5 protein-coding genes are annotated in these 17,139 nt (G+C 48.4%); all 5 read left to right on the forward strand.

Translation table 11 applies throughout. The features are described 5' to 3' along the window. Nucleotides 1–13 precede the first annotated feature (13 nt). From PL85_RS10045 to PL85_RS10065, 5 genes are read left to right on the forward strand one after another with little or no spacing between them, the layout of a single operon-like run. Nucleotides 14–11,917 carry a non-ribosomal peptide synthetase/type I polyketide synthase gene (locus PL85_RS10045; protein ID WP_115340293.1) on the forward strand — a complete coding sequence of 3,968 codons (11,904 nt, stop codon included), beginning with the start codon at nt 14–16 and terminating at the stop codon, nt 11,915–11,917. Further along, nucleotides 11,904–13,004 carry a Gfo/Idh/MocA family oxidoreductase gene (locus PL85_RS10050; RefSeq protein ID WP_115340294.1) on the forward strand — a complete coding sequence of 367 codons (1,101 nt, stop codon included), beginning with the start codon at nt 11,904–11,906 and terminating at the stop codon, nt 13,002–13,004. The genes PL85_RS10045 and PL85_RS10050 overlap by 14 nt, the downstream gene beginning before the upstream one ends. After that, nucleotides 13,001–13,891, forward strand: a complete 891-nt coding sequence (locus PL85_RS10055; protein WP_088733497.1) for a thioesterase II family protein — start codon at nt 13,001–13,003, stop codon at nt 13,889–13,891. Before PL85_RS10050 ends, PL85_RS10055 begins: the two co-directional genes overlap by 4 nt. Further along, nucleotides 13,884–15,278: a salicylate synthase gene (locus PL85_RS10060; RefSeq protein WP_088733498.1), complete on the forward strand. Its 1,395-nt coding sequence runs from the start codon at nt 13,884–13,886 to the stop codon at nt 15,276–15,278. Before PL85_RS10055 ends, PL85_RS10060 begins: the two co-directional genes overlap by 8 nt. After that, a complete protein-coding gene (locus PL85_RS10065) occupies nt 15,275–16,933 on the forward strand; it encodes a (2,3-dihydroxybenzoyl)adenylate synthase (protein WP_115340295.1) in 1,659 nt (552 codons plus the stop codon). The genes PL85_RS10060 and PL85_RS10065 overlap by 4 nt, the downstream gene beginning before the upstream one ends. The last annotated feature ends 206 nt before the right edge of the window (nt 16,934–17,139 follow it).

Raw genomic sequence — 17,139 nt, forward strand, 5'->3', positions numbered from 1 at the left:
TACGAGGATAACCATGAACACTCTCGACCCTTGCTTTGGCAACAGTGACCCCATCGCCGTCATTGGACTGGCTTGCCGCTTTCCGAAAGCACCAAATGCGGAGCAATTTTGGCACAACTTGGTGAATGGTATTTCTGGGCAAAGCTATTTTTCGGAACAAGAGCTACAAACGGCTGGAATAACCACTTCGCTCTCCGCGCAAGAGAACTTCGTGCCAAGCGGTGCCATTATTGATAATCCAGACTACTTTGATGCAAGCTTGTTTGGTTATTCGCCAACTGAAGCTCTCTCTATTGATCCCCAACAGCGGCTATTTTTACAGATAGTTTGGCATGCGCTTGAAGATGCAGGGTATGCACCAAACGCCATTCAATCGAAAACTGGTGTCTTCGGCTCGATTCGTACCAGTACCTACCCCTCTTTTGCCGACTTTGATGTCACTCAAGTTGGCCAAGTCAAGGGGCTACAAGCCTTATTGGGTAACGATAAAGATTACCTTGCCACGCGAGTCGCCCATAAATTTAACTTAACGGGTCCTGCGTTTACTGTTCAAACGGCTTGTTCTAGCTCTTTGGTCGCCTGCCACCTCGCCTGCGAAAGTCTGCGTTCGGGGGAATGCGATATGGCGATTGCGGGTGGTGTCGCGGTGTCATTTCCTCAAAGCTCAGGCTACTTGTACCAACCCGGTATGATCTTTTCTCCAGATGGGTTGTGTCGCCCGTTTGATATTGATGCCAATGGTACTTTTGGTGGTCACGGGCTAGGCTGTGTGGTGCTCAAACGCTGGGAGGATGCGCGACGCGATGGTGATACTATTCTGGCGTTGTTGCGTGGTAGTGCTATCAACAACGATGGTCAGGATAAAGTGGGGTTTACCGCTCCCTCGGTAAAAGGCCAAGCACAAGTGCTATCCGATGCCCTGCATTTGGCTGATGTATTACCCGATGAAGTGGAGATGATCGAGGCTCATGGTACAGGCACTAAACTCGGTGACCCTATCGAAGTTCGAGCCATCAAACAAGCTTATCAACGCAGCATTGAAGCCAAACCCTGCTTTTTGGGTTCAGTAAAAAGCGGATTCGGGCATCTGGACACAGCGGCAGGTATCGCCTCTTTAATCAAGACGGTGTTATCGGTATCGCGCCGCAAAATCCCGGCCTCACTCAACGTTTCTCAAGCTAACCCGGCTCTAGAGCTTACAGGTTCTGGTTTCCAGCTTGCGACCACTACCATTGATTGGCTGAACGAAACTCGCACTGCGGCGGTCTCTTCCTTTGGTATCGGTGGTACCAACTGCCATATGATTGTGCAATCGGCCCCTGAGCTGGCGGATCCTACGCCCCTCAATCCTCGATCCGAAAATGCAAAACTACTGATCTCCGCCAATAGTGAAACCTCGCTACGTAAACTGGCCGGTGAATATGCCACACGCTTAGAACAGCCAACACACCACAGTGATATTGCTTACTCCGCCATGTTAAAGCGAGCATTAGATCTCCCCTATCGACTGGCAATTGATTGCAATTCTGCGGCAATTCAGGCCCTACGTGATTTCGCGCTAACAGGGCAAGCTGGCCGTGATTTACATGTTGGCCAGCCTTCAGCAACAGGCAAGGTGGTGTGGTGCTTTACTGGCCAAGGCAGCCAATGGGCCAATATGGGACAAGAGTTATATCACCGCAGCGCCGCATTTCGTGACAGCATCGAACTGAGCCAACAATATGCGCTCGGCAGTTTAGAAATACGGCTTACTGATGCGTTATTCGGTCACCGCACAGAATTACTCCAACGTACCGACTACGCACAATTAGCGATTGTGGCTTTTGAAATCGCGATGGCAGCTCACTGGCAAAGTAAAGGGTTTAGGCCAGATATGGTGATGGGCCATTCGGTGGGTGAATTTGCCGCTTGTGTGGTGTCAGGGTACCTCACTCACCAACAAGCGATTGCACTTGTTAGCGAACGAGGACGGCTGATGCACTTATGTGCGGAACGCCAAGCGGGCTCCATGTTGGCAATTTTTGCTAAGCCAAACAGATTAGAGACGATACCGGCTTTGCGCGAACTCGATCTGGCCGCGCATAATGGCGCGCAGCATTGGGTATATTCCGGCCATCAACGGGATGTCGACAACGCGATACTGGAACTTGATAAGCATGCCATTCGTTATAAAAAGTTAGACGTATCCTGCGCCGCACATTCACGCCTATTGGATGAAATGCTAGCGTCGTTTCATGAGTTTGCGGCTCCCATAACCGCAAAGCAAGGTACCATACCTCTCATTTCTAGTGTCACAGGACAGGTCGCCGATGATGCGGCATCGTTCAACGCTGAGTATTGGACCCGTCATGTCCGTGATACTGTACAGTTCCAGCGTGCAATAGAGTCGGCCTTAGCCAAGCAGGCTAAGCTGTTGGTCGAAATGGGCCCAAGTGCGCACCTCACAGCCATGGGGCAACGTGAAACATGGTCAACAGATTGTGTATGGCTAGGTACTTCTCACCCCAACATCCCTACACAGCGTTTAGAAACTGAACTCTTAGCCGCTCTTTTTATCGCGGGCTGCAATAATAAGTGGCCAGCGCTATTCGCGCTGCAAGGTCAACCTTGTCGATTGCCTCTGTATGTGTTCGATGAACAGAGATATTGGTATCCAACCTCCGATGTCAAAACAATCGAAACTGCACTGCCTAAGCAAACCTTGAGTGTACCGCCACCCACCACAATCGCGGCTCTCTATCCGATGCTGCGCTGTTGTGTGATCCGCGATTTGATTCACTCTTGTACGGCTCAGCCTCGTTTTACCCTGCGCGATCTGATCCGAGGGGGACGTTTGCTACCAAAACATCGAGATCTGATCACAACACTTTTAAACTCTTTACTTGAACACGGCTACTTGCAACAAGGGCATCAGTGTTATCAATTCACCGCCGTGTCTTTGCCAACCACAGACGTGGTTGCACAATGGCTGCGTGATGCTTTGGCCACCAATCAAGAGCCAGCGACAGTGCAATTGAGCGATATCCGAGCCTTATGCGAGACTCCGGCGCGCCTTAAGCAAGTATTACGTTGTTATCACACTTCGCCACTGCAACTAAAAAAGCAAGTGGCAGAAATAAAACAGCGTTTGCTCAGTCCACTGACTCCTTCGATTCAGCCAAACCTAGCAATACCATTCAGCAATCAAACGCAGTTGTTCTATGTAGATTGGGTAATGACACCAACAGAAACAGACTGGCATCAACTCATCACCCTGCATATGCCGAGTTTCGTACAAGAAGAGCGTAGCGACTGGTTGATTGTTGCAGCGCCATCTCTTGACCCTAAAACAATAACGCAACTGGTTGTACACAGAACGACTCAACTCTGGGGACAAGTCCAATACCAATTAAGAGGATGCTTAACTTCAGGAGAATGGGCTTGGATAGGTCAGATTCAAACCCCAAACTTTGATGATTCTCAACCACACTCGCTGTTACCAAGCCCCCATCAGCGCTATGAGTGGCAGTGGCTGCCAGTCGCCGCGAGCCAAGCTAGGCTCAACGTTAGTGAGTCTGATCTCCAACAAGCCCTACAGTGTCAAGGGGAGATTTACCGTGTCAATGAGACTGTCAGCCTGTTCGTATTGCCTGATGGTGAGCTTGTCGAGTGCGCTGAAAAAGTCATCCAATCACTAAGCGCTGATTTTACAACGCTGTATGTTTTGACCTCACAAGCCATGGCGACAGATGCAACGCAAAGTGTTGCTGCCGAGAAAGTGGCACTGATGTCTCTGCTGCGAGTTGCTCGCGCGGAACACAAACAGCAAGGTATCTATCTACTTGATATTGAGCCGTCTGTTGAGAATCATCACCATCAAGCCCTGATTCTGAGTCAGGCTTTAAACTCTGCTCCTTTCCATCTAGCGACTGAGATAGCTTATCGCAACCACAGCTACTGGATACCTCAATTGGTGCACGCCAAAACCGTGCCTGACCTCATCCCTTCCTCTTGGTTTACGACTTCAGGTTGGCATCTTGTCACTGGAGGTATGGGGGGCATAGGCCGACACATCATTAAATGGCTAGCACAATCCGGTGCCCGCCATATTGCGGTGATTGGGCGACGAGAACCCAGCGATTGGCCTGAGTTTTGCCAAACCATAGCCAGATTCGGCTGTCAGGTGATGACCTTGCTTTGCGATGTGAGCCAAGAAGGGGAGCTGCAACGAATGCTTAATGATTGGCCGCGGACTTTACCTATCATAGGTGCGTTTCATGCTGCGGGAACATCGCTAACAGGCCTTATCAATCAATGGGATCCTCAGCAATCTGCCCTACTTATTCAAACCAAATGCCACGCTTTTGTCGCACTACACCAGTGGCTTGAAGCACAAGAAGCCCAATATTTACTGGGTTTATCCTCCGCAGCTTCACTAGGTGCGGTTGGACAAGGTGCTTATGCGTTAGCCAATGCCTTCTTAGATGGCTATGCTCTCGCCCAACAGGGCAGCAGCCGTTGCCGCGTGATGAGTATTGGATGGGGAGCTTGGGATAGCATAGGAATGACCGCCGATTCAGCGCTTCTCGATACACTGGCCAAAGAAGGTATGCATACCTTAAACGTACAAGAAGGTTTGTGGCAGATCAGTCAGAGTCTGCTCAGTAGCGCTCCTTTCGTACTGGCAATGAATATCGAACCTCAGCATGCTAATTTCCAGCCTTATCTTGACCCATTGAACACGGCAATAGATACAGTAGATACCATAGATTGCTTGGTATCACCCAAGCCGCTAACGCGTCCCACAGTGAGTGATGTAGGTCAATGGTTAACCGAACGACTTCGTTACCAATTGGGTATGAGTGACGATACACCAATCCGAGTCGATCAAGATTTACTGCAATTAGGTTTAGACTCTCTGCAATTTCTTGAGCTTAGTGCGGTTATTCAAAAACAGTTCGCAGTCAAGATCGATGCCGAACAAGCCTACCAAAACTTAACCATTTCAGGTTTGGTGGAAGCGATCGCCCGTGTCCCTGCTGCACCAGAATCAGATTCAATGCTCACACACTTTGTGAACGATCCTCACAACCGCTATACCCCCTTCCCACTCACGCCTATTCAACACGCGTATTGGATTGGTCGTGAACCCTGGGTTCAATATGGCGGTATTGCCTGTCACGTCGTCTTTGAGTGGGATAAGGATCTTACCGAGTTTAACCCACAACAATTTGCAGCCGCTTGGAATGCCTTAATCAAGCGTCACGACATGCTGCGCATGACAGTCAATCATGCAGGAGAACAAGTTGTTCACGCTGAGGTTGACTATTTTCCGATTGTAGAGAGAGACTTACGTTCACTCTCAGAAGAAGCACAACACGTTGAGCTTGAGCAAATACGCCAACAAATGCGTCATCAGGTACGGGCTGCGGATGTCTGGCCACTCTTTGATGTCCAACTCAGCCGTTTATCTGAGCACAAAGTGCGTTTGCACCTAAACCTCGACTTACTGCAGTTTGATGTACAAAGCTTCAAAATCATGATGGATGATTTAGCCACCGCCTATCAAGGCAAAGACTTGGAGCCTCTGTCGATCACTTTCCGTGACTACGTGATGCATGAGCAAACGTTACGCCATTCCGCCGAGTGGCAAAACTCATGGCACTATTGGCAACAAACGATCCCAACTCTGCCTAAAGCGCCTCAGTTGCCACTGAACCCGGATTATCAACACCATGCTCCGGAATTTATTACCTTAGAAGGCCGCCTTAGCGACTCTGAATGGCAAACGCTAAAATCGGTTTGGCAACAATGGGGGGTAACCCCTTCAGCTGGCCTGCTGACCCTATTTGCGCATACCTTGGCCAATTGGACTGCAAGCCCTGATTTTACGTTGAACATGACGTTCTTTAATCGTCAGCCTTTTCATGAGGCCGTCCAAGATCTGATTGGTGACTTCACCTCAGTCCTTCTAATGGATTTCCAACACGACTCAAGCACCGATTTGAAACAGCGTATCTTACAAACCCAAAGCAAACTTTGGCAACGCTTAGGCCATAGTCAAGTCAATGGGGTTGAGGTGATCCGCGAACTAGCCAAACACTGGAAATCCTCCGGTCAGCTCAGTGAGCAAGAAGCGGCACTGCCGTTAACTCCGGTGGTATTTACTAGCATGCTGGGAATGTCGATGGATGGCATGGATATCGAACAAGCCATGACCCATTTACTAGGGGATCCGGTTTATGTTCTGAGTCAAACCCCACAAGTCTGGCTTGATCATCAAATCATGGAAATTGAAGGTAATTTGGCGTTCAACTGGTATTGCATGGCCGGCGTACTGGCGCCAGATCTGTTGGAAAACTTATTCAACCAATATCTAAGCTTGCTGCAACAGTGTGCGGCAGACCCGCAGTTTTTCGAGCGATCATTGACTCAACCAGAGCCTCTGCACCCCCTTCTGCCGCCTGATCACGTCATCGCCGAATCCACCCTTGATTGGCACAACATGTCTCTCCCCGAAATTTCACCACAGATTGTACAAGAGGTGACGCAAGCGTGGGCGCAGCTTGAGCATCGTGCACTGCGTGGGATCTGGACAACCTTACGCAATCACCAGTTATTTACTTCGCCGGAGCAAGCCTATCGCGCACCACAAATTATTCAACAACTTAAAGTGACCGATAAACATCATAAGCTTATCCAACTTTGGTTAGATCAGTTATGCCGAGAGGGCGTGCTGACGGAGAAGGATGGAGAGTATCGCTTCCAAGACGATTTCCCCAAAGCACCACGATTACCTTTGCCTCAACAAGCTTGGTGTCAGCGTTTGGATACCTATCTTGAGGATTGCCTCAAGCAACACCCGGCTTTGTTGAATGGTCGCCACTCTGCACTCGAGTTGCTATTTTCTGACCCGGCGATCACCGATAGCCTCTACCGTTGTAATCCATCACTGCAAATATTGAATTTAAGTGCCGCGCGCGCCATTTATGCCCTTGGCCAACAGCAGGCGCAAGGTTTGAATATACTTGAAGTCGGGGCTGGCACTGCAGCCACCACTCGAGAGGTATTAAGCCTCGCCTCCTCAACGATTCGCCACTATCAGTTTACCGATGTGTCTCGTCTGTTCCTTCATGAAGCGCGCGAACTATTGTCTGAGTACCCACAGGTAAGCTATGGGCTATTTGATATTAATCAGCCCATTGATGAAGCACTAAAAATGGATGGTGGATATCAGGTTATTTTGGCCGTCAATGTTCTGCACGATGCCATCGATCTCGCAAAATGTTTGCAAGGTCTCCGTGCTCTGTTGGCCGATGATGGCTATTTGATTTTGATTGAGGCGACCGATCAGCACAGCCCAATGCAGTTGGCGACGGTTGGGTTTATTGAAGGAATCAACGCATTCAACGATTTTCGCCAATCCACTGGAAGTGGCATGCTGACACAACCAGCTTGGCTTACCCTGCTGGCGGAACAAGGTTTAGAGCCACAGTTGAGCTATCCCAACAGTGAGGTATCAGCATTACGTCAACATCTGATAGTAACCCAAAAACGTCCGCAACATAGTCCGCAGACCTTAGGTCAGTCTGAGTCCTATCAGCAACAAATAGAGCAGATAAAAAGTATATGGCAAACGTTTTTACATGGTGAGATTAACCACGACACCGATTTTTTCCTTGCCGGTGGTGATAGCTTAATGGCAACAAAGATGATCGTGGCACTACAACATGCGGGAATCAAACAAGCGAGCTTACAATCCTTGTTTGAGCATCCGAAATTCCAAGACTTCTGTTGCCAATTTGAGAGTGCCCCGTCTACTGCAACGACAACCGTTGAAACGGACATTATTGAGCCAAACACAACTCTTGAATCCCAAGATAATACAACACAACAGAAAAATGGCGTTTGCGTTCGACATTACCCACTCACACCGCTACAAAATGCCTACTGGCTTGGTGAAAATGCCTTGTTTTCCTTGGGAAATGGGGTTGCCCATTTCTATGCAGAGCTTGAAATTAAGCATCTTGATCGTCTGAGACTTACCCAAGCATGGAATCGACTGGTGCAATTACACGACCAGTTACGCGGTGAAATCGATGCAGGTCAATATCATATTCATCGCCAAGTACCAGAGTATCAACCACAGTTTCTCGACTTAAGCTCATGGGATGAACCACAAAAAACACGCTGGATTGATGAGGCAAGGACGCAGATCGCCGCCCACGGTGTAGCGACACATCAATGGCCTCTGTTTGATATCAGCATCCTGCAGGTAGACGGCGAAACCTCTTTGGTACATTTGGTACTCGATTTGGTCGTGGCTGATGGCAAAAGCCTCAATACTCTATTTCAACAATGGTTTGCACTGTATGACGATCTGAGTATCGAATTGGCAGTGCCAACGATGAGTATCGACAACTATCTCCTTGAGCTTGAACAGCTCAAACACTCTGAGCCTTACCAACAAGCTCAAGCTTACTGGCTTAACCGAATACCGACGCTACCAGAAGCTCCAGCACTGCCGTTAGCGGATAAACGCTCAGAGCATTTAGCACAAAGTGTACTCACTCACCACCTCAGTGCTGAACAGTGGAGTCAGATCCAAGCCGTCTCATTTGCCCATAATTTATTGCCGTCAATGAGTATGCTATCTACATTTTGCCTTGTGATCAGTCATTGGAGTGCCCAGAAGCATTTTGCGATCAATATACTGCACAGTAACCGTCCAGCTATGCTGCCTCAATCCGCCGACGTCATTGGCAACCTTTCAACCACATCCATGCTTGAAGTAAGAACCCAACCCGGTTCATTGCTCGCGTTTGTTGAGCAAATTCAACAGCAGATGGCCGATGATATGGCACATTCCTTATTTGATGGTCAATCGGTGTTAACTGAAAAAAACCGTCATAATCATAATCTCAATGCGGGCATGCCAGTGGTGTTTAACGACACCTTATCGGTTGGGCAACATAGACCATTACCCTATGGCAAGCTCAATGCCTTTGGTGCACAAACCCCCCATGTTTACCTTGACAGTATGTTGATTCCGTCACCATGCGGCGGCGTTATCATCAAATGGACGATTCAAGAAAACTACTTAAAAAGTGGTGTCTTTGAAGCCATGTTTGCCGCTTATACCCACACGTTAGAAACGCTTACAAGCCGAGACTGGCAACAACCTCTCGCCCTAGCACTCCCCTCTGCACAGCAGCAGAAGCGTGATCAAGTCAATGCGACACAAGGTGAATTCAAACTGGTTTTAGACAACCAAACTACGGCTTGTGTGGCGACATTGTGCGATTTAGTAAGGCTCGGTGTGGAACAGCACCCACAGCGAATTGCGATTGAGCAAGGCGAACTAGAACTGACTTATCAAACACTTTGGTTTTCCGCTCAGCACTTAGCTGCGCAGCTTATCGAACAGCAAGATGATGCACCATTAGTGGCGGTTGTGATGAACAAAGGATGGCAACAGGTAGTCGCTGTTCTCGCCATTCTGTTGGCAGGGAAAGCTTATATGCCCATTGATGGCGCTTATCCTGAACCTCGTATCCAAGCTCTGCTTAAACAAGGAGCAGTCTCAACCATTATCAGCGATAGCTCTGAGCCTTGCCGCACCGATGACTATCGAGTTCTATTCCCTGCGTTAATGACAGAAGCCCAAGCGCATTTTATCCCAGTGGCAAACCAACCGACCGATCTGGCTTACGTCATTTTCACCTCTGGCTCCACGGGCCAACCTAAAGGGGTAATGATGGAGCATGGTGCCGTAGTCAATACCCTGCTCGATATTAACCAGCGTATTGCACTCGATCATCGTGACCGAGTATTGGCGATTTCCTCTCTCAATTTTGATCTCTCTGTGTTTGATATTTTCTCCACCCTAAGCTGTGGGGCAAGATTGGTAATACCACAGACATCGCCAAGTCAAGATCCTGAAGCACTGGTGCATTTAGCTCAGCAGTCAGCGATTACGGTGTGGAATAGTGTGCCAGCCTTCGCACAGTTATTGGTAGATTTACTAGAAAATCGATCAAATCCGCTGCCCCATTTACGTCAAATCATGATGAGTGGAGACTGGATACCCGTCAACTTACCAGACCGACTGAATACCCTTACGCCTCAGGCTAAATTGCTCAGCTTAGGTGGTGCTACCGAGGCCGCCATTTGGTCTATCTGCTATCCGATTGAGAAAAGCTATACCACACACAGCAGTATTCCCTATGGAAAACCGCTCACTCATCAACAATTTTATGTGCTCGATGAACAGCTCAATCCTTGTGCAGATTGGGTTACAGGAGAGCTTTACATTGGTGGACGTGGTCTCGCTCGCGGCTATTGGCATGATCAAGAAAAGACCGACTTCGCTTTTATCGAACATCCAACGCTTGGCCAACGCTTGTATAAAACGGGGGATTTAGGCCGCTATTTACCGGATGGTAACATTGAGTTTCTGGGCAGAAACGATCACCAAGTTAAAATTAACGGTTATCGTATTGAGCTTGGTGAAGTGGAAAATGCTCTACGTCAGTGTGCACTCAACGCGAGCGGAATAGACATCCTAGATGCCATCGTTCAGCCAGACAGAACCGCGCAAAATGGTGCACGTTTAGTGGCTTATATTCAGTACGCTCCCCACAGTCGACGTGATAATCAGGCTTTACTGGATCATGCTCGCCGACTGTTGCCCCAGTACTTATGTCCAAGCCAGATCATAACCTTAGAGCACCTTCCATTGACGGCCAACGGTAAGGTGGATCGTTCTGCACTACCGCGCCCAGATGCCCATATTGCAGCAGATCAATTACGCATGCCGCACTCACAGCAGGAACAACTTCTGGCTCAGATCTGGTCTGAATGCCTTAATTTCGCCCCTATTCCCGCCAATCAGAGCTTTTTCGATCTAGGCGGAAATTCATTGATCGCCGTACGCTTACTTAACCAAATCAATCACCGTTTAAACCTTGCTCTCACCGCAGGGCAGTTACAAACCCATGATACGGTTGAGCGCCTCGCCACCTTGCTGACAGAGCAAACCCAACCGCTCCATCATGCACCGGTAAAACTCTCATCAAACGGCAGTAACCGAACCAGTACACTCTTTATTGTGCATCCGATTGGCGGACACTTATTGAGCTATCAAGCATTAGCTAAAGAGCTCAGCCAGATCACTTTGTATGGACTTGCCTACCCAGATCGGCACGATAAATCTGCGCCAAAAACCGACATTGTGGCTTTAGCCGCACACTATCTATCTATGATTCGTCACGTACAGCCAACTGGCCCTTACCAGCTGGCAGGTTGGTCATTTGGCGGAGTAGTGGCTTTTGAAATGGCTCGACAACTCATGGAACAGGGCGAAGAGGTCAGCCACTGCATCTTGATTGATAGTTATAAACCAAGCCAAAACCCAAATCAGCGATTAACCGAGGCGTCGATCCGCCAATACTTCTACGCAGATTGTATTGGCCGATTCCCGGCGCTGAAAGAGCATGTGATTTCGAACTTCGAATCAGAGACGCAATTTTGCGCAGAGCTTGCCAAGGCATTTTTAGAGACAGGATCAGGCTTATTAGACAGTGCAAGTCTTGCTGAGTTGCTAGCAATCTATCAGCAAAACTTGCGTGCCATGCTCGACTATCAGCCACCTTATTTGGAGACGCTCCCCATCACACTTTATAGCGCACAAAACCATTCACAGCTTGATTTTATGCGCTACCAACATCCTGAGATGGCAAAACGCCGCTGCCATGGCTGGAGTGATTGCTGTCATCCCATCATTCATCGCATGCAGGGAGATCACTACACCCTATTACAACAACCTCATGTGAAAACACTGGCGCACGAGATCTCTACTCTGCTCGGTCACCCTTCACATTCATTAAATTCGTTCCACCAACAAAACGTAAAAGAGCTAGAAAATGAAGAGTCGTAAGAAAGTCATTATCGTTGGGGCTAAATTTGGTGAACTGTACCTAAATGCCTTTATCGAATCTCATCCCGATCTCGAACTGGCAGGGATTCTGTCCCAAGGTAGCCTGCGTTCAAAGAATCTGGCCACTGCCTTTGGTATACCACTGTATGAAAAGGTGTCACAGTTGCCTCAGGATATTGCTATTGCCTGCGTGGTTGTTCGCGCCTCCGTTATCGGTGGGGGCGGTAACGTATTGGTCGAAGAGCTGCTCAAACGTCATATTCATGTTTTGCAAGAGCATCCCGTGTCGGCGAAAGAATTACAACGGCATCATGCGCTTGCAGAGCAATGTGGAGTCCAATACCGAGTCAATAGTTTCTATAGTTCGTCTCAAGCGGGGCAAACCATGATTTCAAGCGCACAGCAAGTCTCATTGCAAATGCGCCAGCCCGCCAGCTACGGTAATATTACGACAAGTCGGCAGTTGCTTTACTCAACATTGGATTTACTGCTGTTGGCATTAGGCCGCGATGGCAAAATTCAACCTATAAAATTAGGCAAACAACACCGTTTTGATCTGATTAGTCTTCAATCTCCTCACGGTGATTATCTGTTGCAGTTACAAAACTATCTGGCCCCACAAGATCCAGATATGCACAGCCTCGCCATGCATCGTCTTATGTTAGGGTGGGAAGCTGGCTATCTTTCGATGGTCGATAGCTATGGCCCGATACATTGGACACCAGCGCTTCATGCCGAAAAGCACCAGAATAACCAGCAAAGCCTGTATCAGGTCGTCAGCCTCGCTGAAGGAGACTATCTCAATCAACCGACTACGCAGACACTTTACGACCAACCTTGTCTCGTTAAAGATCTGTTTGAAGAATTCGGACCGGAAGGGGTATGCAGCACTTTAGAGCAGTTTTGCCGTTTAATTGATGGGCAAGACACCGCGCCATTATTGCTGATCTGTCACCAACTCAAGGTTGCTCAACTGTGGGAAGACATTCTCACATTATGTGGACAACCCCAAGAAAGGACCATGACTCCACCACCACGAATTTCATTTCGATTCAATCGCGCAGTAACCAAAGAGGTGGAGATATGAATCAGGTGTTCAAAACACTTTATCAGAGTGGTGCCCAACCTCTTGAAATATGGATTATTTGTCCTTTTGCTGGAGGCAGTTTAAGTGCATTTAAAACATGGATGTCACTTGACTGCAATGCACTAGCAAAAGAAACACTGGTACTGCTGGCCACTTACCCTGGCAGAGATCATCGAATGCGAGAACGCCCCCTCACGAGTATTGAAGCAATAGCAGAGGATGTTGCTGAGGGATTGAGGACTTGGATCGCGGATCAAACCTTCACTAAAGAGACTCAAATAATACTCTGTGGACATAGCATGGGGGCACAAGTGGCCTATGAAGTATGTCATCGATTTGAGAGCAGTTTTGGAGCTCTATCACCGATCAAAAATCTGATCCTTTCTGCCTGCCATGCCCCTCATTTAAGCAGTCGAAGACGATTGAGCCAACTCAATGATGATGACTTTATTGACCAACTGATCGCGATTGGCAGCGGCAGTCCGATACTCAAGCAGCATCCTGAGCTACTCCCGCTGTTTCTACCCATGTTGAGAGCGGATTTTTTAGCCACAGAGTGCTACTACCAACAAGTTAACTACCACCAACAAGTTAACTACTACCAACAAGTTACAGCATCGAAATGTCTACAGTACACCCCATGCACACTCGTGTTTGGCGAACATGACCCTGAAGCTTGGGAGTCCGAAGTCGCTGCATGGCAACCATGGTTGATGCCAATCGGTGAGAAACCAACACTGATAGCTATATCAGGCGATCACTTTTACATCACGGCGACCCCTGAGCACTTTCTTAACAAGGTTACCGTGCATATACCCACAAGAGTGGAGCATCGCCCTACACCACCAATGAACCACCCCCACTTTTCTGGAGAACAACATGGCTAACATTCATACGGCATATTTACATTCTTTGGTATTGCAACATCAATGTCATCCACTCCAACTCGTTGCCGAACTGACCTCGGCCTCTTTCTGTCATGAATATCTGGTCTATGAGCATGAGAATGAATGGGCGATCGGCATCAATAAACGACTGCAATTAACCGTCAACCATAGAAGCGAAGTTTGTGACTTTGAAGGAAAAGTCGCACAGGTAAACCCTCATCATCTGTGTCAATATATTCATCGCGCAACCCAAACTCTGAGTGGAGAGGACTGGCGACTCTTCGGCCGCGCTGATTTTGAATTCAGTCGCTTTGCTCACGATTTACCGCAGCAAGAGTGTCAACATCCACTGCTGGAACTGTTTGTAGCCGAAACCGAATTACGCGTTACGACCACTCACGTTATCGTTCGTACCTTTGAAAGCTCACTACTTACGCAAATTCAAGCCATCATTACTCGAGTATCACACTTACCGTCGCCATTGCCTCTGCAAGGTAAACCCTGCTCTCAACAGGATATTGTTGGTGGCCTTGAAGTGAAACATCACTATCAGCAGGCGGTCGATTTAGCGGTCAATGAAATCAAGACCAACCAATACAAGAAAGTGATTTTGTCTCGGCCAGCCATACTGCCATTCAATATCGACATAACCAAAAGCTTTATTAACGGCAGAATCAACAACACACCGGCTCGCTCTTTCATGCTCAAGCTCAATAACGTGCAAGCATTTGGTTTCTCACCAGAAACTGTCTTAGAAGTCGATGAGCGGGGGACCTTGAGCACCCAACCTTTGGCCGGAACACGCTTATTGCCGCAAGATAAAACCGACGCAGCAAGGCTAAAGAACGAACTGCTTAACGATCCTAAAGAAATTGCCGAACATGCCGCTTCCGTCAAGCTGGCTATCGAAGAGCTCGAACAGGTTTGTACTCCCTCAAGCGTTCATGTGTCCGAATTTATGACCGTATCAGAAAGAGGTAGCGTGCAACATTTAGCATCACGAGTAAAAGGTCAGCTCGCCACAGACAAATCCGCATGGGATGCCTTCCGAGTCCTCTTTCCTTCCATCACAGCCTCTGGCATTCCTAAACGTGAGGCGATTGCCGCGATTGCTCGTTTTGAGAAACAACCCAGAAAACTGTACAGCGGTAGCGTATTCATTACAGACCGCAATGGATTTTTCGATGCGGCTTTGGTGTTAAGGGCGGGATACAAAACAGGTTCTGTTTCTATGCTTCAAGCCGGAGCTGGCATCATCAGTTTGTCTAATCCTCAGCGAGAATGGGAAGAAACCTGCGAAAAAATGGCCTGCGTACTCGACCATTTAGTGCTTGAACCAGCCTACACGCTAAATCAATCGTCTCTAGTCAGTGAGGAAGTTGCATGAAGAACCACATGATAACGTCAGATTTACTGCAAGGTTTTAGCACCTACCGAGCGGATCAAGCAGCACTGTATCAGCAAGCAGGACTTTGGGAATATGCACCGCTTTGGTCCCTATTAAGTCAAGGTGCTGAGCAATACGGTGATCGGATCGCAGTGATTGATGACGAAGGTCAACTTACCTATCGAGAGCTCTTAGACGCGGCGGATGGGATCGCGCATCGTTTAATGACCGACGGAATGCAAGTGGGTGAGCGCGTAGTGATCCAACTCTCTAACACTTGTCGCTTTCCCATCGTTCTATTTGCCACTCTACGAGCAGGTTTAGTACCTATTTTGGCGCTGCCTGCTCATGGGCTTTCTGAAATCAAACACTTGGCTCAGCTCGGCGATGCCAAAGCGTATATTAGTGAAGAAATTCAAGGTGCGGCGTTGGCAAATAACTTAATAGCCAACGGCCAAGGCTTACAGCAGGTTTATCTGTTTGGTGAGCACGGTAACCATCATTCTCTAAATAATATTCAGCTTCACTCACCACTGGTACCTCCTGCCATTAATCCAGACCACCCTGCTCTATTTCTGGTATCTGGTGGCACGACAGGACTGCCCAAGCTTATCCCTCGCACCCACAACGATTACCTGTTCAATATTCGTTGTTGCTGTCAGGCAAGTGAGATAAATGAGCGGGATGTTTATCTTGCCGTACTGCCAGCTGCACACAATTTCACACTCGGCTGCCCGGGCTTTTTAGGGGTGCTCGCCAAAGGTGGAAAGGTCGTGTTTACCCAACACGCGGGGCCAGACCACTGTTTTGGGTTGATTGAACAGCACCAAATCAGCGCCACCGCTTTGGTGCCATCCTTAGCTCAATTATGGACAGAAGCCACACAATGGGAAGAGAGCGATCTTTCAAGCCTACGCTTAATGCAAGTTGGAGGCTCGAAACTCGCCTACAGCGATGCTTTAGACCTCCAAAAAGCTTTCCCTAATGCCCTACAACAAGTATTTGGTATGGCGGAAGGCCTTATCTGTTGCACTCGCTTGGGCGATCATCCTGAAATTATTGCGTCTCGACAAGGTCGTCCAGTCTGCGCACTCGATGAAATTCGAGTGGTCGACCCTCAAGGTTATCCCGTTGGCGAGGGAGAAGAAGGCGAATTGCTGACCCGAGGCCCCTACACCTTGCGTGGTTACTACCGAGCGAATGAACACAATCAGAGAGCTTTCACTCTGGACGGTTTTTATTGCAGTGGTGATAAAGTGCGCATGGATAGCGACCAATATCTCACCGTGACCGGGCGGATTAAAGATGTGGTCAACCGAGCTGGGGAATGCATTGCTACGGATGAAATTGAAGAGCATTTATTAGCTCACCCTCAAGTAGCGCAGGTCGCCGTGGTTGCAGTACCCGACCCTTATTTAGGCGAGCGGATCGGTGTCGCACTCATCTCCAAAGACTCAACATTGACATTACAAGCACTCCGTCAGTTTTTAAAAGAGCGTAATCTCGCCTCATTTAAGCTTCCAGATGAACTGCACATGCTCAGCCATCTACCCAAAACCGCCGTCGGAAAAATAGATAAAAAAGCGATTTTAGGCCCCAATGGGAAACCGTGGATGCTGGATATTCAGACTGGCTATAATACCATTCCGACCTGAAGCTGAAGCAGTGTTGGCTACGTTCGTTCACCCCAATCATCGAGTCGGTCGAGACTCATGGGGATGCATTCATTCGCCAACACGCAGAAACAGCCTTTCATCCTTCTGCTCTTGTTAAATAGGCGAGGATGACATGGTAGTCGTCGATGGAGAAGACAGTAAAGCAGCTAATTGTTGATATAGCCAAACAACTTGAAATCGCAGGC

Source organism: Vibrio anguillarum (genome assembly GCF_001989995.2).
GTDB classification, from domain to species: domain Bacteria; phylum Pseudomonadota; class Gammaproteobacteria; order Enterobacterales; family Vibrionaceae; genus Vibrio; species Vibrio anguillarum.